The following is a 21,988-nucleotide window of genomic DNA, read 5'->3' on the forward strand; positions in this document are numbered from 1 at the left end:
CGGGGGCGCGACCCGCGGCGGAGGCGGCGCCACGTGTGGCGGAGGTGGAGGCGTCGGCCTTGCGAGCGCCTGCGGGTGCGGCGCTGGCGGCGGCGGCCTTGTTACCTGCGCGGGCGATGGCGTTGCGGGCCGCTGGCCCTGCGGCTTGATCGGCTCGTGCGCGGCGACGGGCGGCGACGGCTGCGTCGGCTTTCCATTGGTCACATTGGTCGTGGTCACGCCCGGCTTGCCTGCCGGGGTCGTGGTCGGCGGCGTGACGGGCGGCTCATGCGCCAGTGATTTGGCATGCGGATCCGGCGCGCCCGTCGGCGGTGTTTGCGCCACGGGCGGCTTGGAGGCCGGCGTGGTTGCGGCGTTGGCGGGGGCGGTCGTGGTGGCAGGCGCGGTCGTCGTCGTGGGATGAGCCAGCGGCTGGCCACTGGCGGGCGCATTTGCCGTCGGCGCCAGCTTGCCGTTGGGGGCTTGGCCCGCACCGGCTGGTGCGGTCGGCCCGTTCTGGAAGCCCGGCAACGCATGGCCGGGCGCCGCCGGCGCCGCCGTAGACGGAGTGACCGCGGTCGGCGTCGCGTGAACCTGCATCACCTTCATCGCCGCCGGCTTTGCCGTGGGGTTGCTGACGAGCGCCGCCTGGCTCGGCTTGAGCGGCTGGTTCGGATTGGCCTGGATCTGTTGCGCCTGCTGCTTCACGACCGTCGGCACCTGCGTCATCCCGCTCGGGCGCCCCGGTCCGTTGGCGGCAATGGCTGCGGCCGCAGCCGCGTTGCCGGCCGGCAGCGGCGCCGGTGGCTGGTTGATCACGGTGTTGATGACCGTGGTGTTATGAATGTTGTTGAAGATGATGTTGTTCGGCGGCGGCGCGACATAGACCGGCGGACTGTAGAATGCCGGCATCGGCACGAACACCGGCTGCGGCAGCACGAACAGGCCGACGACGGCAAGCGGCGGTGCCAGCACCACGAAATCCGGCGGCGGCGGCGGGCAGAAATAGACCGGCGGCGGCGGCGGCGGCGCAAAACCGAAATCCGGGTCGCTGAAATACAGTACCGGACGGTCGACATACACAACCTCCTCCGGTGGCGGCGGCGGCACGTCATAGTCCATCATCGCGAAAGTCGGCGGCGGCTCGAGCGGCGCGGTCAGGATTGCGAGCCTGCGCCTTGCATCGCCCGCATGCGGCCCGCGCGGATAGCGGCGCAGATACGACCAATAGGCATCCGGCGTGTCGGCGCGATAGGTCCGCCGCCAGGTGATCGCCTCGCGGCGCGCCGCCACGATCGCCATCACGCGCTTGGCCAGGGGATCGCCGGGATAGGCTGCGAGAAAATCCTCGTAGGCCGGCAGCGTGTCGCGCTCGAGCGCGGCTGCATAGGCATCCTGCACGCCGAGATCGCGAATCGGCCTGTTGCGGATCGCTGCGACCTGGTCGGGCGTGGTCGCTGGCGGCGGCGCGTCGGGGGCGCGATCGAAGAAAGTAAACTGAGCGGAGATCTTCTGGTCGTCCCACGGCACCTGTGCGCCTTTCGAGGACTCATTGACGCGCAGGCGGACACGGTCGAACACCTCAGGCAACGACAGGCCGCCGGTGCGGATCATCTCGGCAAGCGACTGCGCATAGATACCGTAGGGTCCCGGCTCCTCTGGGGCCACCGTGCCCGGCGCCGCATTGAAGGCGATCAGCATGTTCGGATCCGGCTCGACCAGCGCCAGTCCGCTCGCGATCGGCTGCTGGCCGCCCTCGACGAAGGGCTGCGCCCGCGCGGCGTCGAGCACGATGATGTTGGCCTTGAGCTGGATGGCGGCAAGCTGGCGGGCATAGTCGCTGAGGCGAAGCGCCTCGGTCGGAATGTCGGTGTCCCGCGTGATGTTGGAGTCGACGGGGATGAAATAGTTCTCGCCGGCCAGCTGCACGCCATAGCCGGACAGATAGATCATCGCGACGGTGCCGGGTCCCGAGGCCTGCGCCTTCTGGATGAAGTCACGCAGACTCTTGCGCAGCGTGTCGCCATCGAGATCGCGCGCGCCGACCACGTCGAAGCCCGCGGCCTGCAGCGTCTGCGCGATCAGGCCGGCATCATTTGCGGTGGTTGCCAGCGGCGACTTGGAATAGGCGCCGTTGCCGACCACCAGCGCGATGCGCTTTTCCTGCTGCTGCGCGCGCGCCGGAGCAATCACGCCTGCAACAAGCAGGATCGGTAGAAGGAAGCAGAGGAAGGCCTTGTGTGTCCCGCGCATGGCTTGCTGCCCATTATTGTTGTTGAATGTCCACCACGCATGAGACGCGCGGCCGTCTGAACGGCACTTGAACGAAAGGCTCGGATTGAGGCGGCGCCATGGCATCCGCCGATCCCGCCGGATCGCGTCAGCTCCGCGTAAGCTTCCGCCTTTGCCTTAGCCTTGCGCGATCAGATCCACTGTTCCCGTCGAGAGCCGGTAGATGCCGCCGGCGATCTTCAGCTTGCCCTGCTCCACGGCCGCGTTGAGGATCGGCGCCGCCGCCTTCAGCTTCGCGACATTGTCGATCACGTTCTGGCGGATCGCCTTGTCGAGCGTGTCCCCGCCCTGTTGCATCGCGGCCTTTGCAGCCGGCGCAATCGCATCGACCAGCGAGGGGATGTGTCCCGGCGGCGGCTTGTCGTCCTTGATCGCCTTCAGCGTTGCATCGACCGCACCGCAAGCGTCATGGCCGAGCACGAGGATCAGCGGCGTATTGAGCACCGCGACCGCGTATTCCATGCTGGCGATGGTCTCGGTGCCGGCAAAATTGCCTGCGACACGGCAGACGAAGAGATCGCCGCGTCCGGTGTCAAACGCGTATTCCGGCGCAATGCGCGAGTCGGCGCAGCTCAGCACTGCCGCAAACGGATTCTGCCCGCCCGCCAGCGCCTCACGCTCGTGCTTGAAATCGTGACGCCGCGTGACGCCGTCGACATAGCGGGCATTGCCGTCCATCAGCCGCTTCAGCGCCGCGTCCGGCGCCAGCACGTTCTGCGGCTTGGGCGGCGCCTTGTGCTCCTTGGCGAAGGCGCGATCGGCGAAGACGGTGCCCAGCACAGAGGCTCCGAGCAGTATCGCAGACCGGCGTGAAGGCACTGCATGATTGGAGCGATCTTCAGGGCATTGGTCGCACATGATTGGTCTCCTCGACCGTTCCGACGGGATCAGCGCAGGCGCGCTATCTTACATCCCTGCTGCGACGACGTCACGAACCCCGGAGCCGCCCTGCTCCGCACCTACTCGGCCTGGGCCAACTTCAGCTCGGCGATCGTCGTTCGTGCCGCCGCTTCATCCAGCGCCAGGAAATCGACGGGCCCCTGGTTCTTGTAGCCAGAGGTCATTGCGAGTGTGAGACCATAGCCCAGCAATCCCGTACTGGCATTTGCGATCACGGCGTTCTTGCGTTCGCTCACGCGGGCGACGAAAAACAAGGTCTCCCCCGAACGCGCAGTAAACTCGACGTGCGTGACGCCGGGAAAGCCTGCCTCCTCCGCCACGAACCAATGCAGACCTGCCGGACGATCAGCATAGACGTAGGTGCCGGTCTTCAGCCCCGAGAGCGGCGTGCCATCAAGCTTAAATCCCCAGCCCGCATCGGCAAGACCGCCATAACCCTTTTCGCGAAGCACAACGATGCGCGCCTGGCCCGCTTTCGGTGGCCCGATCTTCCGCAGCGTGTCCGCATAATCCAGCCCGCTTCGAGCAGTCGTCTCACAGCCGCACAGCAACGCCGCAGCCACGAGCAGCACCAGTCCACGCAACAACATCACGCCCCCGAACTTTATTCCCCGAAGGCATGCTAGCCGGAAACATCGTCTGGTTGCAACGGCGTGTTTGCGTTTACCGCGCCCGCCGGGCTCACGCGCAATTGCGCGGCAGCACGGCTATATCTGCTGCACATCCACCACGCCGGCCACCGCCTTGATGGCACCGGCGATCTGCGGCGAGACCTTGAAGCGCCCGGGCAGCTTCATCTCGACCTCGGTCTCGAGGTCGAGCATCATCACCAGCGAGACCTCGCCGTCGCCGTTGGAGCGCGGTGCGATGCCGGGGCTGCCGATTTTTGGTGCGGCGGCATTCGTGCCTGCGGCTTCGGGGCCGGCCAGGCGCTTGGCGATCGAGTCCAGCGGCTTGGTATCGCGCACGAAGATGCGCAGGCCCTTCTGTGTCTTGGCGGCAGCGTCATCGAGCGGCTCGGCATGCAGCACGCGGGCGCGGACGTCCTCGCCCTGCAATTCCGCACCGAGCTGCAGCAGCACGGCCGCGCCCGGCTCCAGCACATCGCGATATTGTGCAAGGCCTTCGGAGAACAGCACGGCCTCGAAATGGCCCGTGGGATCGGACAACCCCATGATGCCCATCTTGTTGCCGGTCTTGGTGCGCCGCTCCATGCGCGATACCACCGTCGCTGCAACCTTGCCCGCGGTGGCGCCGGTCTTCACCGCGCGCGAGAATTCCGCCCACGACTGCACCCGCAGCCGCTTCAACACGGTGGCGTAATCATCGAGCGGATGGCCCGACAGGAAGAAGCCGACGGCGTCGTATTCGCGGCGGAGTTTTTCGGCCGGCAGCCACGGCTCGATCTGCGGCAGCATGATGGTCGGCGCATCTGCCGCCATGCCGAACATGTCGTTCTGGCCGCTGGTCTCGGCCTGATGCGCGCGCTGGCAAGCGGCCAGAATCGAATCCGCGCCGGCGAAAACACGGGCGCGGTTCGGCTCCAGCGTGTCGAATGCGCCGGCGGCAGCGAGACTCTCGATGATGCGCTTGTTGATCGCGCGCGGATTGACGCGTGCGGCGAAGTCGGCGAGCGAGGTGAACAGGCCGCGCTTGGTCCGCTCCTCGATGATCTGGTCGATGGCCTGGATGCCGACGCCCTTGAGCGCGGCGAGCGCGTAATAGATGACCTTGTCGCCGACCTCGAAGGTCGCGCCGGAGCGGTTGATGTTCGGCGGCTCGACCTTGATGCCGAGGCGCTGCGCCTCGGAGCGGAATTCGGAGAGCTTGTCCGTATTGTTCAGATCGAGCGTCATCGACGCAGCGATGAACTCCACCGGATAATGCGCCTTCATGTAGGCGGTGTGGTAGGACACCAGCGCGTAGGCCGCCGCGTGGCTCTTGTTGAAGCCGTAGTCGGCGAACTTGGCGAGCAGTTCGAAGATGGTCTCGGCCTGCCCCTTCGGCACGCCGTTCTTCACCGCGCCCGCGACGAAGATGTCGCGCTGCTTGTCCATCTCGGCGCGGATCTTCTTACCCATGGCGCGGCGCAGGAGATCGGCGTCGCCGAGCGAATAGCCCGACATCACCTGCGCGATCTGCATCACCTGTTCCTGGTAGATGATGACGCCGAAGGTCTCCTTCAGGATCGGCTCGAGCACGGGGTGCAGATATTCCGGCTCCTCGTCGCCGTGCTTGCGCGCGCAATAGGTCGGGATGTTCGCCATCGGGCCCGGGCGATACAGCGCGACCAGCGCGATGATGTCCTCGAAACGGTCGGGCCGCATGTCGACCAGCGCGCGCCGCATGCCCTGGCTTTCAACCTGGAACACGCCGACCACCTCGCCGCGCGCCAGCATCTGGTAGCTCTCGGCATCGTCGATCGGCAGCGTGGCGAGATCGACATGGATGTCGCGCGGCTTGAGCAGCTTGCAGGCGACGTCGAGCACGGTCAGCGTCTTCAGGCCGAGGAAGTCGAACTTCACGAGGCCGGCCGGCTCGACCCATTTCATGTTGAACTGGGTCACCGGCATGTCGGATTTCGGATCGCGGTAGAGCGGCACCAGCTCGCTCAACGGACGATCGCCGATCACGATGCCGGCCGCGTGGGTCGAGGCGTGACGGGTCAGGCCTTCGAGGCGCTGGGCGATGTCGAAGGCGCGCGCCACGATCGGATCTTCATCGCGGAAGGCCTGCAGCTTCGGCTCGCTCTCGATCGCGGCCGCGAGCGTGACAGGCGCCGCCGGATTCTGCGGCACGAGCTTGGTGAGCTTGTCGACCTGGCCGTAGGGCATTTGCAGCACACGGCCGACGTCGCGCAGCACGCCGCGGGCCTGCAGCGTACCGAAGGTGATGATCTGCGCGACCTGATCGCGGCCATAGCGTTCCTGGACGTACCTGATCACCTCGCCGCGGCGATCCTGGCAGAAGTCGATGTCGAAGTCCGGCATCGAGACGCGCTCGGGATTGAGGAAGCGCTCGAACAGCAGGCCGAACTTGATCGGGTCGAGGTCGGTGATGGTCAAGGCCCACGCCACCAGCGAGCCTGCGCCGGAGCCGCGGCCGGGGCCGACCGGAATGCCCTGAGACTTCGCCCATTTGATGAAGTCGGACACGATCAGGAAGTAGCCCGCGTACTTCATGCGCAGGATGACGTCGAGCTCGAACGCCAGGCGCTTGTTGTAATCTTCCTCGCTCGTGCCCTGCGACAGTCCGTGCACGCGCAGGCGATTGGCGAGCCCCTCCTCCGCCTGCCGCTTCAGCTCCGCCGCCTCGACCGCGGCCGCGTCCGTGCTTGCCGCGGCACCGACCGTGAAGAACGGCAGGATCGGCTTGCGCGTCATCGGGCGGAACGAGCAGCGCTCGGCGATCTCGACGGTGGATGCCAGCGCTTCCGGAATGTCCGCGAACAGCACCGCCATCTCGGCGCGGGTCTTGAAGCGGTGATCGGGCGTGAGCTGCTCGCGCTCGCTCTCCGCGATCAGCCGGCCGCCGGCGATGCAAAGCAGCGCGTCATGCGCCTCATAATCGTCGGTCGACGCGAAATACGGCTCGTTGGTCGCGACCAGCGGCAGGCCTTTGGCGTAGGCGATGTCGATCAGCCCGCTCTCGATGCGCCGTTCCTTGTCGACGTTGTGGCGCTGCAGCTCGACATAGAGGCGATCGCCGAACAGGCCGGCGAGACGCTCGCAGCGCGCGGCCGCAACCTCGGCCTGGCCGCTCGCCAGCGCCAACGAGATCGGGCCATCAGGGCCGCCGGTCAGCGCGATCAGGCCTTCGGTCTCGCCGTCGAACCAATCGAACTTGATGAACGGCGCGTGGCTGTCAGGGGATTCGAGGAAGGCGCGCGAATTCAGCCGCATCAGGCTGCGATAACCGCGCTCCTGCGCTGCCAGCAGCACCACGCGCGAAGGCGGCAGCGCGTTGCGCGCGCTGGGATCCTGGTCGCCGAAATCGATCGCGAGTTCCAGGCCGACGATCGGCTGGATGCCGTAGCCTGCCATCTTGTCGGAGAATTCGAGCGCACCGAACAGATTGTCGGTATCGGTCAGCGCCAGCGCGGGCTGGTGGTCCTTCTTCGCGAGCTCGCCGAGCTTGGCGATCTTGATCGAGCCCTTGAGCAGCGAATAGGCCGAGTGAATGTGAAGGTGGACAAATCCGGCGCTCGGCATGGTCGCGTAACGGCCTCTTGCAGATGAGATGGAGCGGTCGCCGGCGTCGGGATCATCATCCACTCGCCATTGGAGTACCCTTGCCGACTCGCCTCACAATGGTGGGGGCTCGCCGCGCCAGAGTCCACGCTGTAGCTGCCGCTTCGCCGTCTCATCCCGGTTTTCCCCAAGGGGCCTGGAGCTGCGGGATCACAGCTGCGGTATGACCTGAGCCCAGATCGCGATCATCCCGACAAACAGTGCGATCGACGTCAGTGCAGCGGCTTCTTCCACGAAAATCCTGAACATGGCTTGCTCCATCACCAGAACGTATGAGGAACATTGTTCTCATTTCGTTCTATGGAGTCAAGCAAGCTCAGGCGCTTCAAAATGAAATGGTTAACTCGCTGAATCCACGCAAGAAAAAGCCCCGGCGCAAGGCCGGGGCTTTCCACAATCGCCCGTTCCAGAGCGATTATTCTCAGTACTCAGTACTCAGTACTCAGTACTCAGTACTCAGTACTCAGTACTTGGCGATGACCGGGCCACCGAACTTGTAGTTCAGGCGGACGAGGCCCATGTCGACGTCCTGCTTGATGTGGTCGGTCTGGAAGCCGGCGAAGGTGACATCCTTGCCGGACAGGAAGATGTGGTTGTACTCGACGCCAACCGACCAGTTCGGAGCGAATCCGAACTCCAGGCCCGCACCGACGGTGCCGCCCCAGCGGGTGTCGCTGACCGAAGCGAAGGTCGTGCCGGCGGCGCGCAGCTCGTTCTTGGTGCCAACCACAGCCGCACCGCCCTTCACGTAGAGCAGGACGTTGTTCCAGGCGTAGCCGACCTGACCGGTGAGCAGACCGAACGAATCGATCTTCGAGCGATCGGTGAAGCCCGTCACAGCGCTGAGATTGTCGCCCGAGAAGTCAGCCCAGTTGCCCTGGCCTTCGAGACCGAACACCCACTGCGCCGACTGCCAGCGATAGCCGACCTGGCCACCGACCGTGCCGCCCGTGGCGTTGTGGGAACCTTCACCGGCCACCAGCGGAGCGGTCTGATCCCAGGTCGTGTGCGCCGAAGCGCCGCCGCCGTTGATACCGATGTAGAAGCCGCTCCAGTCATAGACCGTGGCGATCATCGCCGGCGCCTTGGTGTAAGGACGCGCAGCGAGGTCAGCAGCCAGCGCCGGCGCAGTCGCGCTGATCGCGACAAGGCTCACAGCAGCGAGCAACAAATTCTTGTTCATTTGAATCCCGTTCCAGTTTCGTCGTTAGGCCCCCGGGCCGTGGCGACGTCATAACAGTGATCGACGGAATTGCTGTAACTCCGACGCAACAGTTCACGTCAAAGGGCCCGGTTTCATTACCGAGTGTTTAGCAACGCGTGCGCGGAAACCCTTTGAAACAAGAGTGTTCAGCGATTCCAGCGTTGAAGCTGCGCATTGCGGCGGGAACCGGCGTAACGACGCCGCACGCACGATTCTGTGATTGGAAAAGCGAAGCGCGTGTTCTCTCCGCATTGCCGCCACATTGTCGCACGCGATCGCCACATTTGCATTTGCCTCGCGCGCGGGCACGTGACGCGCTGCTCTTATTGCCAAGGTGGAACGCGCAAGGACGGCGCGATCTCGACCGCGCCCTCCTCGCCTCGTTGCGCCAGATCATCACAGCGCAACAGCGCTGAAGCGTCCAAGGGCGAGATGCGAATTGCGTGGGACTTCTCCATGAAGGCGCGCAAACAGTCTGCGCGCATCTCAACCGGGAGGGCCGCGGCCACATCGCATCACAGCGCGCCAGCGTGCCACTAAAAGTTGTGGCGGCTCCGATCGTCCTGTAACGTTGGCTCACGTCCTTCATCACATCGGCTTCCTCATTCCATGCTTGTCCGCGTTCTGCTCCTCTTGGCCTCCCTGACGATTCCCACTGCATTGTGCGCGGAGCAGACGGCGGCCGAGAAAGCCGGATTTGCCTCCAATCTGACGATCTATCTTGCGAAGGGCGCACCTGGCGCATGCGGACCGGGCTGCGACCGCTGGATCGCCATCGAGGGCGAGATCGACGCGAACGCGGCGTCGCGCGTTCGCCGCTTCCTCGCCGGCGTCAAGGACACGCAGCGCCCGATCTACCTGCATTCGCCCGGCGGCAATGTGGAGCAGTCCTATGTCATCGGGCGGCTCCTTCGTAGCCGCAAGGCGGTTGCCCGCGTCGGCCAGACGATTGCAACAGCGTGTGCCGCAGGCACGCAGGTTGACGCCGCCTGCCTGAAGGCGAAGAACGCAGGCGGCGAGATCGAGGCCGAGCTCACCACCTATCATGCGATGTGCAACTCGGCCTGCGGCTACGTGTTTCTCGGCGCGACATCGCGCGAAGTGGCGCCCGACGCTGCGCTGGGGGTTCATAATTCCCGGCTCGTCTTCGCGATTCACGGCCATCCGCCCGAGGCATTGCTCGCCGAATTCAGGCAGCGTCGGACCGCAAGCGCCGACCACGAGCGCGCGGCCTATATCGTAGCGATGGGCATCAGCCGCGAGCTTGACGATCTGATTCATACTGTGAAGTTTGAAAACCTGCACATGCTGACGCGCACTGAGCTCGACAGGTTCAACATCGACAAGCGGCCGTTGGCCGAGACGATGTGGCGGCTGGTGAAGGGAGCCCGGCCCTATATCAGCAAGTTCGCGACGCTCAGAAGCGACAACGGCCCGTCGTTCCGAACCATGGAATGGCGCCTGTACTGCGACAGCAAAAATCGCGTGCCGCTGATGTTCGCGGCCGAGATCGACGAGGCGGCGATCGGCCAGCGCACCATCATGATGACGGCGGATGCCGCCCCCACCGAGGAAGCGGGAGGACGTCCGCTGCGGTCAGGCAAGTACGAAGTGTGGAGCGGCTCGCTCGATTTCGGCAGGTTCAGGGCGATCATGGCGTCCCGCGCCCTGCATGTCCGTGAGACCACGCAGAAGCCGGACGAAACGGCAGACACGGCAAAGTTCGACATCGACACCACCGGCCTGCCTTCGGCCTGGACGCAGCTCGAGGAAACATGCCCACCGGCGACGACGAGCCAGAAGCCCCCTTGGCCGGCAATTCCTCCGCCGAAGACCACGGCAACACCATCGGCCGCGCCGTCGCCCTGACTCCATCGAGATTTGCGGCGGTCTCGTGCGCCCTGCTCAGCGCGTCGCCGCGATTCTCGCGCGGAACGACTCCTGTCCTTCGACGATCTTGTCGATCAGCGCATCCAGCGCCCAGAACCGCTCGCGGATATCGAAGTCGACCGCCCGGCTCTCGATGCAGGAAAAGGTGCCGAGCCGCTGGTGATAGAGTTTTGCCAGTTTCGGATAGCCCATGGGCTCCGCCATCGCAGCGAGCGCCAGATACACCGAAAGCTCGGTCGCAAGCTGCGGATGCTTCTGGTGCCGCGTCAACAGCCATTTGTAGAGATCCGGGTGGAAGTTCGTGAACACGCCGGTAAAGCCGGGAGCGCCCGACTTCATCGCATCGAAGGCGATCGCCGCATTGGCATTGACGATGGTCAGCGGCGAGCCGCTGGTCAGCTTGACCCGGCGTTGCACGGTCGGCAAATCACACGAGACGTCCTTGAGAATGGCAAAGCGGCCGCTGTCGGCGCAAAAGGCCAGCTCGTCGTCGGAAAGCAGTCGGCGGAACGGCGCCGGGCATTCATAGAGGCCGAGCGTCATGTCCTTGGGCAGCCGGTCGAGCAGCCAGGTCAGATTGGCGGTGAAGTCAGTTCCCGCCGGATCGCGCGAGGCGAGACGGTTGGTCACTAGCACCAATCCGTCGACGCCTGTCTTCGCGATCGACGACAGCTCAGCGAGCTGGTCTTCCCTGGAATCGCTGATATGGCCTGAGGCGATGACCGGAAGCCGGCCGGCCGCGGTCTTGGCGACAAACCGCGCCAGCGCGACGCGCTCGTCCAGCGTCAGGAACTGCATCTCGCTCGACTGGGCGACCGCAAACAAAGCGTCGGCACCATTGGCGACATACCATTCGATCAGCCGTTCGAGGCCGGCATAGTCGATCGTGTTCGCTTCGGTGAACGGCGTCAGCATCACGGGAATGATGCCCTTGAGGGCGATGGTCACAGGCGAGCTCCAAACGATATCTGATAGTGCCGACGAACCTACCCCGAAACGTCGTCGTTTCGCAAAGAGGCTCAGTGGACAAGGTCCTTCGCCGCTGTCCTTCTTACGGACGAGAGGCCGCTCGCACCTGTGTCATGGCAACACCTGATATCGCGAGCAGCCCGCCGACGACCAGCTTTGGCGTCACGTGCTCACCGAGGAACAACACACTCGATATCAAGGCGAACACCGGCAGCAGCAGGCCGAACGGCGCAACGCGGCCCATGGAGCATCGGGCGATCAGCCAGAACCAGAGGCCGAATCCGACAATCCCTCCGATGAAGATCGTGTAGGCCAGCGCCAGCCAACCACGTTCATCCGCGACGACGAGGCTTGCGAGCTGTCCATGCTCGAGCAGCAACGACATCACCAGCACCTGCGGCACCGTGAGCAGCGACGACCACCCCATCAGCATCAGCGGATCGAAAGGGCCATAGCGCTTGGTCAGGACGTTGGACACCGCGAACGCGAATGCGGCTCCGACCACGAGCAGCAGCGGAAGCGCGTTGGCCGACAGGCCCGGCCCCGCAGCGAGCACGGCCACGCCGGCGAACGCGATCACGACGCCGCCGGAGGTGGTGAGCGACGGCTTCTCCGCCAGCAGCGGCCAGGCCAACAGGACGGTAAAGGGCGGGGCAAGCTGGTACGCGACGGCCGACAGGCTTCCCGAGCCGAGCCCGAGACCGACATAGAAGAGCCCGAAATTCAGTCCGCCGAGGAACAGCGAAATGGCAGCGACAGGACCGAATTGTTGCCGCGTCGGCCGCCTGACGAAAGGAACGAGCAGCAGCGCGATGACCATAAAGCGCAGTGCGAGGAAGAAGAGCGGCGGAAATTCCGTCACGCCGACCTTGATGACCACGAACTGATAACCCCAGAGCAAGGGGACGGCCACGGCACAGACGACCTGGATGGTCGACATGGCACCGTTACTTTCAAGACCATTCGGTCCAGATATTGACGTGCGACCAGCGGGAGCGTCCATGGCGTGTTTACCTGATGAAGCGATCGAGCAAAGCGTCAACGGTGGCTTGCGAGATGACCCGTGTGGGTGCCGTTTTCCCGACCACCCGCATGCCCTCGACGAAACAGACGATAATTCGTGCGGCACTCGAAGGCTCGACGCCATCGGCCAACTTGCCCGCGGCCTTCGCACGGGACAGTGCATCAGCCACCCTCGCCTCCATGGCTTTGAAGAAGCGCGCGATGCGACGGTCAACCTCGGCATCGCGGCCAGCCAGCTCCATGGCTGTGGCGACCAGCAGGCATCCGCGCCGACCATTGGCGCCGCTGTTGCGCTCAACATAGCCGGCGAAGTACGCCCGCAAGCCATCGACCGGCTCTCTATCAGGGGCAAACTCGACGTCCATCCGAGCGAGGGCATCGGCAATGTAGCGATCAAGTGTACGCAGGAAGAGCGAGTGCTTGTCACCGAAGGCGGCATAAAGGCTGCCGCGCGAGAGCCTGGTCGCCCGAAGAAGATCAGGCAGCGCCGTGGCGTGATAGCCGCGCGTCCAGAACACATTCATCGCACGTTCGACAGCAGCCTCCGTGTCGAACGTCCGGGGACGGCCACGGGGCAACGGCTCTGAGGTCTGGCGGTGCATAGCACATATATAGACTACTCGGTCTTTAAATGGCAAGAACCATTCGCCCTGGCGTTTCTGCTCATTGTTCAAAGTCCGACGCGAGTTCCTGCAATCCCGCGTACCCCCCGCTGGCGCAGTTCGCGGCCCCGCCACTGGTTCGAATGACGAACCTGCTCCGAAACTTCGTGGTGTCGCAAAACGGTTCACTGGCCTTCTCGGACTTCGCGGCCTCAGCCCGCCGAGAGGCCGATGCTATTTCCCACGATGCCTGAGAGCCTCGACGAGCAGCGAAAACGCCTGCGAAGGCTGGCGCCTGCTGGGATAATAGAGGTGATAGCCGGAGAATGGCGGACACCAATCGGACAGGACCCTGACCAGCCGTCCTTGCGAAACGTAGGGCTGCACGTGTCCCTCCGTCAGGTAGGCGAGTCCCAATCCCTTGAGTGCTCCATCCAGGAGGAGGCCCGCGCTGTTGAACACCAGCTGTCCCTCGACGCGCACATTGAGCTCTCGCCCATTCTTCTCGAACTCCCACGCATAGAGGCTGCCACCGTGGGTCGGTAGGCGAAGGTTGAGGCAGTTGTGATGCGTGAGATCCTGGGGAATTCTTGGGCGCTTGCGCTCGGCAAAGTAGGACGGCGATCCCACGACGGCCATCCGCAGATCGGGACTGACGCGGACCGAAATCATATCCTTGGCAACGAGCTCGCCCGGGCGAATGCCCGCATCCACCTGCTGCGCCACGATGTTGGTAAGACCGTAATCAACGATGATCTCGACGTGGATGTCGGGGTATTTCGGCAGGACTTTTTTCAGCGCGGGCAACAGGATTTCAGCGGCGGCATATTCTGTCGCCGTCAGTCTGACCAATCCCGCCGGCTTTTCACGAAATTCGCCGAGCGCGGCAAGATCGGCATCCATCTCGGTAAATTTGGGTCCGACGCTCAAGAACAACCGTTCTCCGGCCTGGGTCGGTGTGACGCTCCGCGTCGTTCGGTTCAGCAGCCGGACGCCCAGCCGTTCCTCCAGATTCCGGATGATCTGGCTGAGCGCGGATTGCGTCATACCGAGCTTCGAGGCGGCGCGCGTGAAGTTGCGCTCCCGCGCAACAGCGAGGAAGGCCAGGAGGTCGCTCGCGTCGTCCCGATGCATTGATTAGCTGCCCTAATGATTGCATTCGGAATTTATCACCTAATCACGGGACGACGAAAGGCCTAGGTTCCGATCAGCCATCGGGCGGCTACGCCGTGTCCGGCACGTAATGCTCCACCGCCGGCCCCCAGCGGGAACTTCGAGGTCGACATGTCAATAGCCGCTCTACGAGAGCCGACCGCGAGTCCTCGGGTCGCCGGGGACTTGCTGCCGATCATGGGCGTGGTGTTCGTCGCCTTCCTGGTCATCGGTGTCGCGATGCCCGTGCTTCCGCTCCACGTGCACGACGGTCTCGGGCTCGGTACGCTCGCTGTGGGCGTTGTCGCGGGCAGCCAGTTTGGAGCCTCGCTGATCTCGCGGCCGTGGGCGGGTCACTTTTCGGACCGCCGCGGAGCGAAGCGAGGCGTGGTCGTTGGTCTCGTTGCGGCGGCGGCTTCCGGGCTGCTCTATCTGCTCTCGCTGTATTTCAGCGAGCTGCCGCTGGCCTCTGTAACTATTCTCCTGCTGGGGCGAGGCCTGCTCGGTGCGGCGGAGAGCTTCATCATCACCGCAGCGGTCAGTTGGGGATTGGCGCTCGCCGACGCCCGTAGCACAGGCAAGGTCATTGCCTGGGTTGGTTCGGCGATGTTCGCGGCCTTCGCGATCGGTGCACCCACAGGCGCCGCGCTCTATGCCGCCCACGGCTTCGCAGCGATCGCGATCGCCACGGCCGCGGCTCCGTTGATGACGCTGCTGCTCGTCGTACCGCTTCCCACGGTCGCGCCGATCCAGCACGCGCGCCCTTCGTTCACCGAAGTGGTCGGTGCCGTCTGGGTGCCCGGCCTTGGCTCGGCGCTCGGAAGCGTCGGTTTCGGTGCGGTGACAACGTTCGTTGCATTGCTATTCGCCAACCGCGGCTGGGCCAACGGGTGGCTCGCCTATACGGCTTACGCTACGGCCTTCATTTTGGCCCGGATCTGCTTCAGTCACTTGGCCGATGCGATCGGCGGCGCAAAGGTTGCGCTAGCCTGCGCATTGATCGAAGCCGTCGGCCAAATCCTGATCTGGCTGGCGGTTCGACCCGAAATGGCGTTGGCAGGGGCGGCCCTCACCGGGTTCGGCTTTTCGCTGGTCTACCCGGGCTTCGGGGTCGAGGCGGTTCGCCGCGTTCCAGCGCAGAGCCGCGGCATGGCGATGGGAGCCTACACGGCCTTTCTAGACTTGGCCCAGGGACTTGCCAGCCCCGTGCTTGGTTTGATCGCGACGGAGCGAGGCTGAACGTCCTGTTTCTCGCCAGCGCCCTGACGGTGCTGTGTGCTGCGCTGGTTGCGTGGTGGTTGCTGGCAAACCCGTTCACAGCCGAAGGAAGCCGGCAATGAAACCGAGCGCAGCCACTCTGTTTTCCATCGGTCTGTGGGTTGGCGGCGCGACTGCCGCCGAATAGGCCGCCATCAAAGGAGCTGATCCCATGTTGAAATCGGAAGACGTCCGCGCCGTCGCACCCGCGCTGGAGATGTACGGGCAGAAATTTCTGGTCGACGATCTCTGGAAGCGCGCCGGTCTCTCTGCTCGTAACCGCAGCATCGTCACGGTCGCGGCTCTCATCGCGCGCAACCAGACCGTCGAACTGTCGCGTTATCTCGCCCTTGCCCTCGACGTCGGTGTGAAGCCTGCCGAGATATCCGAAATCGTCACGCATCTGGCGTTCTATACCGGATGGTCTAACGCGACGAGTGCGATCTCTGCATTGAGCGAGGTCTTCAAGAGCCGCAATATCGGGGCCGATCAGCTTCCGCCGGCATCAGGGCCGCAGCTGCCTCTCGACGAGGCGGCCGAGACGGAGCGGGCAACGCGCGTCGGCGAACAATTCGGCCAGATTACACCGAGCCTCGTCCAATACACGACCGACGCACTTTTCCGGGATCTCTGGCTGAGGCCCGATCTTGCACCGCGGGACCGCAGCCTGGTCACCGTCAGCGCTCTCATCGCGACGGGCCAAGTCGCTCAGATCACCTACCATTTGAACCGGGCGATGGACAACGGATTGACGCGGGCGGAAGCCGGCGAAGTGCTCGGTCATCTCGCCTTCTACGCCGGATGGCCCAATGCATTCTCCGCGGCGCCCGTTTTCAAGGACGTGATCGAAAAACGTCCGCGGTGATCGCGCGCAGAGGCGTGCTCATCCGCGGCAGCGCTGCCGCGACAATCGGAGGAGAATGGACGCGGGCGCTTGCGTCCGGAGCAAAGGAGTTTGCCATGGACCTCGACATCAAGCGAAACGGATCTCGCCCATCCCAAAAGGGCTCCCAGGACTGGTTCACCGGCGCGGTGCGCGTGGACGCGCTCTTCCAGGCTCCTGATCCTGCCCGCGTCGGCGCGGGTCAGGTCACGTTCGAGCCCGGCGCCCGTACCGCCTGGCACACCCACCCTCTTGGACAGACGCTGATCGTCACGGCAGGACTTGGTTGGGTGCAGCGCGAGGGCGGCACGGTCGAGGAAATCCGCCCCGGCGACGTCGTTTGGTTTCCGCCGGGATTGAAGCACTGGCACGGCGCGTCGCCGACAACGGCGATGACGCACATCGCAATCCAGGAATCCCTCGACGGCAAGAATGTCGACTGGATGGAGAAGGTTAGCGACGAGCAATATCGGAAGTAATCGAGGAAGCCGGCCAAAGGAGCACAGACGAGAAGCCGACATGGACGCCAGACAATGTCTCGTTCTTGCAGCGTCGATGCTGACGGTCGCCTTGGCTGGTCCCGCAGGAGACCAAGAGAAAGCCCAAGAGAAAGTTCATGAGATGCATCAGCCCTATGTGCGAGTCGCGGAGATCGAGATCGAGCCGTCGCAGGTCGAGTCCTACGGGGCGGCAGTGAAGGAGCAGATCGAGGCTGCTGTCCGGCTCGAAGCGGGAGTGCTCGCATTATATGCAGTGGCGGACGAACAGGATCCGGCGCACGTTTTCGTGTTCGAGATCTATGCCGACATCGATGCTTACATAGCTCACATCGAGACGGCTCATTTCAAGACGTACAAGACGATCACGCAGGACATGGTGAAATCCCTCAAGCTCCGGGATACCGTTCCTATCTTGCTGGGCGCAAAACAAACGTGAACACTGGGCCGTCGAGTCCGCCCGCCTACACCGGCGTATAGATCACGAGCTTCAGCGCCGGATCGTCATTGGCCTGAAAGCTGGCATGCTCGAAATGCAGCACGCCCTTGGTTGGATGGGTCATGGTCTTGCGGCCCGACAAGGTGCCGTGCACCTCATGCGCGCCCCACCATTTGACGAACTCGGGGCTGCCTGCGCGCAAGCGCGTCAGCAATTCGGCGAACGCGGGATCGCCGGCCCAGACGTCGTGGGTGGCGCGAAACATCGCGACCATGCGCTTGGCAACATCAGCCCAGCCCGCGCCGTAGGATTTCCGGGTCTTCTTGTTGGTCATCATCAACAGCAGCGTGTTGCGATCCTCTTCCGGCAGTCGCCCGAACGCGAAGACCTCCTCGGCGGCATCGTTCCAGGCCAGCACGTCCCAGCGCCTGCCGGTGATGTAGGCCGGATGCGGCAGGCTTTCGACCAGGCGCCGAATGGCCGGCGGCACCACTTCGCGGGTGAAGGGGCCCCTCGCGCCATCGCGCGCGAGGTCCTTCAGATGCGCATGCTCGGTCTTGCTCAGCCGCAGCGCCCGCGCCAGCGCATCGACCGTCGTGACCGACGGGCTGACGGTGCGGCCCTGCTCGAGCCGGATGTACCAGTCGACCCCAATGCCGGCGAGTTGCGCCACCTCCTCGCGCCGCAGCCCCGCAGTGCGCCGCCGCTGGCCTGCGGGAAGGCCGACGGTCTTAGGCGACAGCTTCTCGCGGCGGGAGCGGAGGAAATCGCCGAATTCGACGCGGCGGGGATCGGCCATGGATTGGTCCCGAGACGGAGGATTCTTGGAATACTAGGATAATACCAGGGACGCTTGCATGTCCGCAATCCGAAGCTTTCGCTGGCGGAGGTCGACCGGATTGTTGAACGAGATTACCTCCATGGCGGAGCCGTTAAGAACGGCGCTCATGCTCGTCGGCTCAGAATAGCAGCCACGCTAAGATGCGCCAACTCAGCCAGCCCAGAGTAGCGACCCATGCGATCATGGCTGTGCCGGCGAGTGTAAAGAAGATGAACGGAATAGCGAAATCACCGACGTGTCGCTGTTCGGTTTGAGATTTTGAAAATTCGGCTGTTGTTGTGTCCAGCATGTCCTGCTCCCGCCTTGGAGCCAAGGTCATTTGCACCGGAACGCCGGCCGTTTTCCTTGCGCTGAATCAAATCGTCAGAAGATGGTCCGATGAGGTCAAGGCAGTTCCCCGCCTTCACTTCCTGAGGGGCTGCGAACCACTCTTTCGTTGAGGAATATCGCGATCGCATGCAGGGCCTCCTCAATACTAGGATAATACCAGGCCTTCTTGTCCCCACCGCGCCGCCTCATATGACTATCACCTGTGTCTGAGGTGAACATCATGAAAGCTGCCGTACTCAAATCCCTGGGATCGCCGCTGGTGGTCGAGACTGCTCCGGACCCGGTGCTCGGCACCGGCGAGGTCATCGTCGACGTCGTCGCCACGCGTGTCCTCTCATACATGAACGAGATCTTCAGCGGCGAACGCAATTACGCGCTGGCCCTGCCGATCATTCCGGGCCCCGGCGCCATCGGGCGGGTGCGCGCGATCGGCCCCGATGCCACCAAGCTCAGCGTCGGCGACTGGGTGTTCTGCGACCCGACAGTGCGTTCGCGCGACGATGTCGTGGCGCCCGATATCGCCCTGCAAGGGCTCACCGCCGCGGGCCCCGGCGGCATGAAGCTGCAACAGCATTTTCGCCACGGCTCGTATGCCGAACAGATGCGCGTGCCGACCGAGAACGTGAAGAAGCTCGGCGAGATCAATTCGGAGGACGCCTCGCAATGGTGCGCGCTGGGGACGGCGCTGGTGCCCTATGGCGGCTTTCTCGCCGCAAAGCTTCAGCCGGGCGAGACCGTGCTGGTGAGCGGGGCGACCGGCAATTTCGGCAGCGCGGCCGCCTCGGTTGCGCTCGCGATGGGCGCGGCCTGCGTGGTGACGCCCGGCCGCAACGAGGCTGTTATCGCCGATCTCGTCCGCCGCTTCGGCGCGCGGGTGAAGCCGGTGAGGCTCTCCGGCAACGAGGACGACGACCGCGAGGCGATGAAGCGCGCGGCAGGCGGACCGATCGACTGCGTGCTCGACATCATGCCGCCCTCGGTCAGCACCCACGTGGTGCGCGCGGCGGTCATGACGGTGCGCGCTTACGGCCGCGTCGTGCTGATGGGCGGCGTCGGCATGGCGGGCGGTGCGGGGCTCGAGCTGCCCTACCCCTGGCTCATGCGCAACTGCATCTCCATCCATGGCGTCTGGATGTATCCGCCGGATGCGGCGGGCCGCCTGATCTCGATGGTGCGCGCAGGCCTGTTGCGGCTCGACGAATACCAGACGACGAACTTCGACCTCGATCACGTCAACGAGGCTGTCGCGCATGCCGCGGCCAATGGCGGGCCGTTCAAGATGACGGTGATCAGGCCGTGATTGGCCTGCCCGCTGTGGCGACGCGCTGTCGCGGCTGATAGGCCTGATTTATCAGAGGGCTGGAGGCGATCACCCCTGATGTAGCCGGCCGCGGCCGTCTACTGTGCATGGGGTTGTTTTTGGCTTTTGGCTATTCGAGCTCGACGACCTGGCCGTTCGCCAGCGACACGCGCCGATCCATGCGGCCGGCGAGCTCCATGTTGTGGGTTGCGATCAGCATCGAGACCTTGGTCGCCTTGACCAGCTGCATCAGCGCCTGGAACACGTGGTCGGCGGTGTGCGGATCGAGATTGCCGGTCGGCTCGTCCGCCAGCAGCACGCGCGGCGCATTGGCGACCGCGCGGGCGATCGCGACGCGCTGCTGCTCGCCGCCTGACAGCTCGGCGGGGCGGTGCGTGATGCGGTCGCCGAGGCCGAGATAGCCGAGGATCTCCTTGGCGCGCTTGACGCTCTCGGACTTCTTGAGGCCGCGGATCATCTGCGGCAACATGACGTTCTCCAGCGCCGAGAATTCCGGCAGCAGCCGGTGCGACTGGTAGACGAAGCCGATATCGCTGCGGCGGAGTTGGGTGCGCTCGATGTCGGGCAGTTGCGATGTCGGCGCGCCGTTGACATAGACCTCGCCGGAATCGGGCGCCTCAAGCAGCCCCGCAATGTGCAGCAGCGTCGACTTGCCTGACCCTGATGGCGCGACCAGCGCGACCGACTGCCCGGCCCACAGCGCCAGCTTGGCGTTGTCGAGGATCGTCAGCGCCGCTTCACCCTGGAGATACTGGCGCCTTATCTCGTGGAGATAAATGACCGGTACATCCTCAGCCCCCTGCTGCTGCTCCATCAGCCCCTCACTCGTACCGCAGCGCTTCGACCGGATCGAGGCGCGCGGCGCGCCACGACGGGTACAGCGTCGCCAGGAACGACAGTGTCAATGCCATGATGACGACGGCCGTGGTCTCGCCGACGTCGATCTCGGCGGGCAGTTTCGACAGGAAGTAGAGCTCCGGCGAGAACAATTCCGTACTGGTCAGCCAGGACAGGAATTGCCTGATCGATTCGATGTTGAGGCAGATCACGAGACCGACGAAGAAGCCGACCAGCGTGCCGACCACGCCGATCGAGGCACCGGTGATCAGGAAGATCCGCATGATCGAGCCTTGCGACGCCCCCATCGTCCTCAGGATCGCGATGTCGCTGCCCTTGTCCTTCACCAGCATGATCAGGCCGGAGACAATGTTGAGCGCCGCGACCAGCACGATCATGGTCAGGATCAGGAACATCACGTTGCGCTCGACCTGGAGCGCGTTGAAGAAAGTTGAGTTGCGCTGCCGCCAGTCGACCAGGAACACCGGCCTGCCTGCGGCTTCCGTCACCGATTTGCGGAAGGCGTCGATCCTGTCAGGGTTGGTGGTGAACACCTCGATCGAGGTGACGTCGCTGCTGCGATTGAAATAGGCCTGCGCTTCGGCGAGCGGCATGAACACGAAGCCGAGGTCGTATTCGGACATGCCGATCTCGAATACGGCGACGATCTTGTACGGCTTGATGCGCGGCGTCGTGCCCATCGGGGTCACCGCGCCTTTCGGCGCCACCAGCGTCACGCTGTCGCCGGCATGCAGCGACAGCTGGTCGGCGAGCCGCCGGCCGATCGCGACGCCCTGCCCGTCATCAAAGCCCTCGAGCGAGCCCTGCTTGATGTTCTTGGCGATGGAGGTGAGGTTGTTGAGGTCGTCCGAGCGGATGCCGCGCACCAGCACGCCCGAGGCGTTCCAGGGCGAGGACGCCAGCGCCTGGCCATCGACCACGGGGGCCGCCAGCCGGATGCCCTGGACCTGGCTGATGCGCTCGGCGACGTCCTTCCAGTCGGTCAGCGGCGATTCCAGCGGCTGGACCAGGATATGGCCGTTCAGGCCGAGGATCTTGTCCAGCAGCTCTTTCCGGAAGCCGTTCATCACGGCCATCACGATGATCAGCGTCGCGACGCCCAGCATGATGCCGAGGAAGGAGAACCCGGCGATGACCGAGATGAATCCCTCCTTGCGCCGCGCCCGCAGATAGCGGGCCGACAGCATCCACTCGAAGGGCGCGAACGGCGCAGTTTGGACGGTCTCGGTCATGGTTTCATCCATCGCTCGATAATCCCATGATTCGGGGTCAATTGTGGCCGGATTGGCGGCCGCGATCTC

19 protein-coding genes are annotated in these 21,988 nt (G+C 64.4%); 6 read left to right on the plus strand and 13 right to left on the minus strand.

Going from position 1 to position 21,988, the window contains the following annotated elements; all coding sequences use genetic code 11:
- From XI06_RS25595 to XI06_RS25615, 5 genes are all read right to left on the minus strand, one after another.
- The coding region (locus XI06_RS25595; protein WP_271606829.1) for a caspase family protein at positions 1–2,232 on the minus strand (2,232 nt) is incomplete at its 3' end.
- Positions 2,233–2,388: 156 nt separating this feature from the next.
- Positions 2,389–3,129: a carbonic anhydrase gene (locus tag XI06_RS25600; RefSeq protein WP_237861984.1), complete on the minus strand. Its 741-nt coding sequence runs from the start codon at positions 3,127–3,129 to the stop codon at positions 2,389–2,391.
- 101 nt (positions 3,130–3,230) lie between these two features.
- Positions 3,231–3,761 (minus strand): DUF2846 domain-containing protein, encoded by a 531-nt coding sequence (locus tag XI06_RS25605; RefSeq protein ID WP_237868787.1) that lies wholly within the window; start codon positions 3,759–3,761, stop codon positions 3,231–3,233.
- 117 nt (positions 3,762–3,878) lie between these two features.
- On the minus strand, positions 3,879–7,382 hold the full coding sequence (dnaE, locus tag XI06_RS25610; protein ID WP_271606830.1) for a DNA polymerase III subunit alpha: 3,504 nt from the start codon (positions 7,380–7,382) through the stop codon (positions 3,879–3,881).
- A 502-nt stretch (positions 7,383–7,884) separates the two neighbouring features.
- Positions 7,885–8,604, minus strand: a complete 720-nt coding sequence (locus XI06_RS25615) for an outer membrane protein (protein ID WP_237861978.1) — start codon at positions 8,602–8,604, stop codon at positions 7,885–7,887.
- A gap of 630 nt (positions 8,605–9,234) precedes the next feature.
- Here XI06_RS25615 and XI06_RS25620 point away from each other — a divergent pair.
- The gene (locus tag XI06_RS25620; RefSeq protein WP_271606831.1) at positions 9,235–10,494 is read left to right on the plus strand and encodes a hypothetical protein; all 1,260 of its coding nucleotides are present in this window, start codon (positions 9,235–9,237) and stop codon (positions 10,492–10,494) included.
- A 36-nt stretch (positions 10,495–10,530) separates the two neighbouring features.
- On the opposite strand, the gene XI06_RS25625 is transcribed toward XI06_RS25620, so the two are convergent.
- The 4 genes from XI06_RS25625 to XI06_RS25640 form a co-directional block, all read right to left on the minus strand.
- Complete coding sequence (locus XI06_RS25625) at positions 10,531–11,463, minus strand: dihydrodipicolinate synthase family protein (protein ID WP_271606832.1); 933 nt, start codon at positions 11,461–11,463, stop codon at positions 10,531–10,533.
- Positions 11,464–11,566: 103 nt separating this feature from the next.
- Positions 11,567–12,424, minus strand: a complete 858-nt coding sequence (locus tag XI06_RS25630; protein ID WP_237861972.1) for a DMT family transporter — start codon at positions 12,422–12,424, stop codon at positions 11,567–11,569.
- A gap of 70 nt (positions 12,425–12,494) precedes the next feature.
- The gene (locus XI06_RS25635; RefSeq protein ID WP_442869478.1) at positions 12,495–13,181 is read right to left on the minus strand and encodes a TetR/AcrR family transcriptional regulator; all 687 of its coding nucleotides are present in this window, start codon (positions 13,179–13,181) and stop codon (positions 12,495–12,497) included.
- A gap of 162 nt (positions 13,182–13,343) precedes the next feature.
- Positions 13,344–14,243, minus strand: a complete 900-nt coding sequence (locus XI06_RS25640; protein WP_271606833.1) for a LysR family transcriptional regulator — start codon at positions 14,241–14,243, stop codon at positions 13,344–13,346.
- Between the two features lie 150 nt (positions 14,244–14,393).
- Between XI06_RS25640 and XI06_RS25645 the strand changes: the two genes are divergently transcribed.
- The 4 genes from XI06_RS25645 to XI06_RS25660 all read left to right on the plus strand — a co-directional run bounded on the left by XI06_RS25645 (position 14,394) and on the right by XI06_RS25660 (position 17,337).
- On the plus strand, positions 14,394–15,500 hold the full coding sequence (locus XI06_RS25645; RefSeq protein ID WP_333909369.1) for an arabinose transporter: 1,107 nt from the start codon (positions 14,394–14,396) through the stop codon (positions 15,498–15,500).
- Positions 15,501–15,690: 190 nt separating this feature from the next.
- The gene (locus XI06_RS25650) at positions 15,691–16,383 is read left to right on the plus strand and encodes a carboxymuconolactone decarboxylase family protein (protein WP_271606834.1); all 693 of its coding nucleotides are present in this window, start codon (positions 15,691–15,693) and stop codon (positions 16,381–16,383) included.
- 95 nt (positions 16,384–16,478) lie between these two features.
- The gene (locus XI06_RS25655; protein ID WP_271606835.1) at positions 16,479–16,880 is read left to right on the plus strand and encodes a (R)-mandelonitrile lyase; all 402 of its coding nucleotides are present in this window, start codon (positions 16,479–16,481) and stop codon (positions 16,878–16,880) included.
- Positions 16,881–16,920: 40 nt separating this feature from the next.
- Positions 16,921–17,337, plus strand: coding sequence for a putative quinol monooxygenase (locus XI06_RS25660; RefSeq protein ID WP_271606836.1), 417 nt, complete (start codon positions 16,921–16,923; stop codon positions 17,335–17,337).
- Between the two features lie 25 nt (positions 17,338–17,362).
- On the opposite strand, the gene XI06_RS25665 is transcribed toward XI06_RS25660, so the two are convergent.
- Both XI06_RS25665 and XI06_RS25670 read right to left on the minus strand, forming a co-directional pair.
- The gene (locus XI06_RS25665) at positions 17,363–18,136 is read right to left on the minus strand and encodes a helix-turn-helix transcriptional regulator (RefSeq protein WP_271606837.1); all 774 of its coding nucleotides are present in this window, start codon (positions 18,134–18,136) and stop codon (positions 17,363–17,365) included.
- 160 nt (positions 18,137–18,296) lie between these two features.
- Entirely contained in the window at positions 18,297–18,467 is a 171-nt protein-coding gene (locus tag XI06_RS25670; RefSeq protein WP_271606838.1) for a hypothetical protein, read from the minus strand.
- A 261-nt stretch (positions 18,468–18,728) separates the two neighbouring features.
- Here XI06_RS25670 and XI06_RS25675 point away from each other — a divergent pair, with 261 nt between their 5' ends.
- The gene (locus XI06_RS25675) at positions 18,729–19,808 is read left to right on the plus strand and encodes a zinc-binding alcohol dehydrogenase family protein (RefSeq protein WP_271606839.1); all 1,080 of its coding nucleotides are present in this window, start codon (positions 18,729–18,731) and stop codon (positions 19,806–19,808) included.
- Between the two features lie 130 nt (positions 19,809–19,938).
- On the opposite strand, the gene XI06_RS25680 is transcribed toward XI06_RS25675, so the two are convergent.
- Positions 19,939–20,643 carry an ABC transporter ATP-binding protein gene (locus XI06_RS25680; RefSeq protein ID WP_271606840.1) on the minus strand — a complete coding sequence of 235 codons (705 nt, stop codon included), beginning with the start codon at positions 20,641–20,643 and terminating at the stop codon, positions 19,939–19,941.
- 7 nt (positions 20,644–20,650) lie between these two features.
- Positions 20,651–21,931, minus strand: a complete 1,281-nt coding sequence (locus XI06_RS25685; protein WP_212232535.1) for a lipoprotein-releasing ABC transporter permease subunit — start codon at positions 21,929–21,931, stop codon at positions 20,651–20,653.
- Positions 21,932–21,988 lie beyond the last annotated feature (57 nt).

The sequence above is a fragment of the Bradyrhizobium sp. CCBAU 11434 genome, assembly GCF_028128895.1.
In the GTDB taxonomy this organism is placed as follows: domain Bacteria; phylum Pseudomonadota; class Alphaproteobacteria; order Rhizobiales; family Xanthobacteraceae; genus Bradyrhizobium; species Bradyrhizobium zhengyangense.

Coding starts and splice junctions, on each gene's coding strand:
- XI06_RS25660 (WP_271606836.1), top strand. CDS start 16,921: ATGGACGCCAGACAATGTCTCGTTCTTGCAGCGTCGATGCTGACGGTC.
- XI06_RS25615 (WP_237861978.1), bottom strand. CDS start 8,604: ATGAACAAGAATTTGTTGCTCGCTGCTGTGAGCCTTGTCGCGATCAGC.
- XI06_RS25640 (WP_271606833.1), bottom strand. CDS start 14,243: ATGCATCGGGACGACGCGAGCGACCTCCTGGCCTTCCTCGCTGTTGCG.
- XI06_RS25650 (WP_271606834.1), top strand. CDS start 15,691: ATGTTGAAATCGGAAGACGTCCGCGCCGTCGCACCCGCGCTGGAGATG.
- XI06_RS25630 (WP_237861972.1), bottom strand. CDS start 12,424: ATGTCGACCATCCAGGTCGTCTGTGCCGTGGCCGTCCCCTTGCTCTGG.
- dnaE (WP_271606830.1), bottom strand. CDS start 7,382: ATGCCGAGCGCCGGATTTGTCCACCTTCACATTCACTCGGCCTATTCG.
- XI06_RS25645 (WP_333909369.1), top strand. CDS start 14,394: ATGTCAATAGCCGCTCTACGAGAGCCGACCGCGAGTCCTCGGGTCGCC.
- XI06_RS25620 (WP_271606831.1), top strand. CDS start 9,235: ATGCTTGTCCGCGTTCTGCTCCTCTTGGCCTCCCTGACGATTCCCACT.
- XI06_RS25600 (WP_237861984.1), bottom strand. CDS start 3,129: ATGTGCGACCAATGCCCTGAAGATCGCTCCAATCATGCAGTGCCTTCA.
- XI06_RS25670 (WP_271606838.1), bottom strand. CDS start 18,467: ATGCTGGACACAACAACAGCCGAATTTTCAAAATCTCAAACCGAACAG.
- XI06_RS25680 (WP_271606840.1), bottom strand. CDS start 20,643: ATGGAGCAGCAGCAGGGGGCTGAGGATGTACCGGTCATTTATCTCCAC.
- XI06_RS25685 (WP_212232535.1), bottom strand. CDS start 21,931: ATGGATGAAACCATGACCGAGACCGTCCAAACTGCGCCGTTCGCGCCC.
- XI06_RS25605 (WP_237868787.1), bottom strand. CDS start 3,761: ATGTTGTTGCGTGGACTGGTGCTGCTCGTGGCTGCGGCGTTGCTGTGC.
- XI06_RS25655 (WP_271606835.1), top strand. CDS start 16,479: ATGGACCTCGACATCAAGCGAAACGGATCTCGCCCATCCCAAAAGGGC.
- XI06_RS25675 (WP_271606839.1), top strand. CDS start 18,729: ATGAAAGCTGCCGTACTCAAATCCCTGGGATCGCCGCTGGTGGTCGAG.
- XI06_RS25665 (WP_271606837.1), bottom strand. CDS start 18,136: ATGGCCGATCCCCGCCGCGTCGAATTCGGCGATTTCCTCCGCTCCCGC.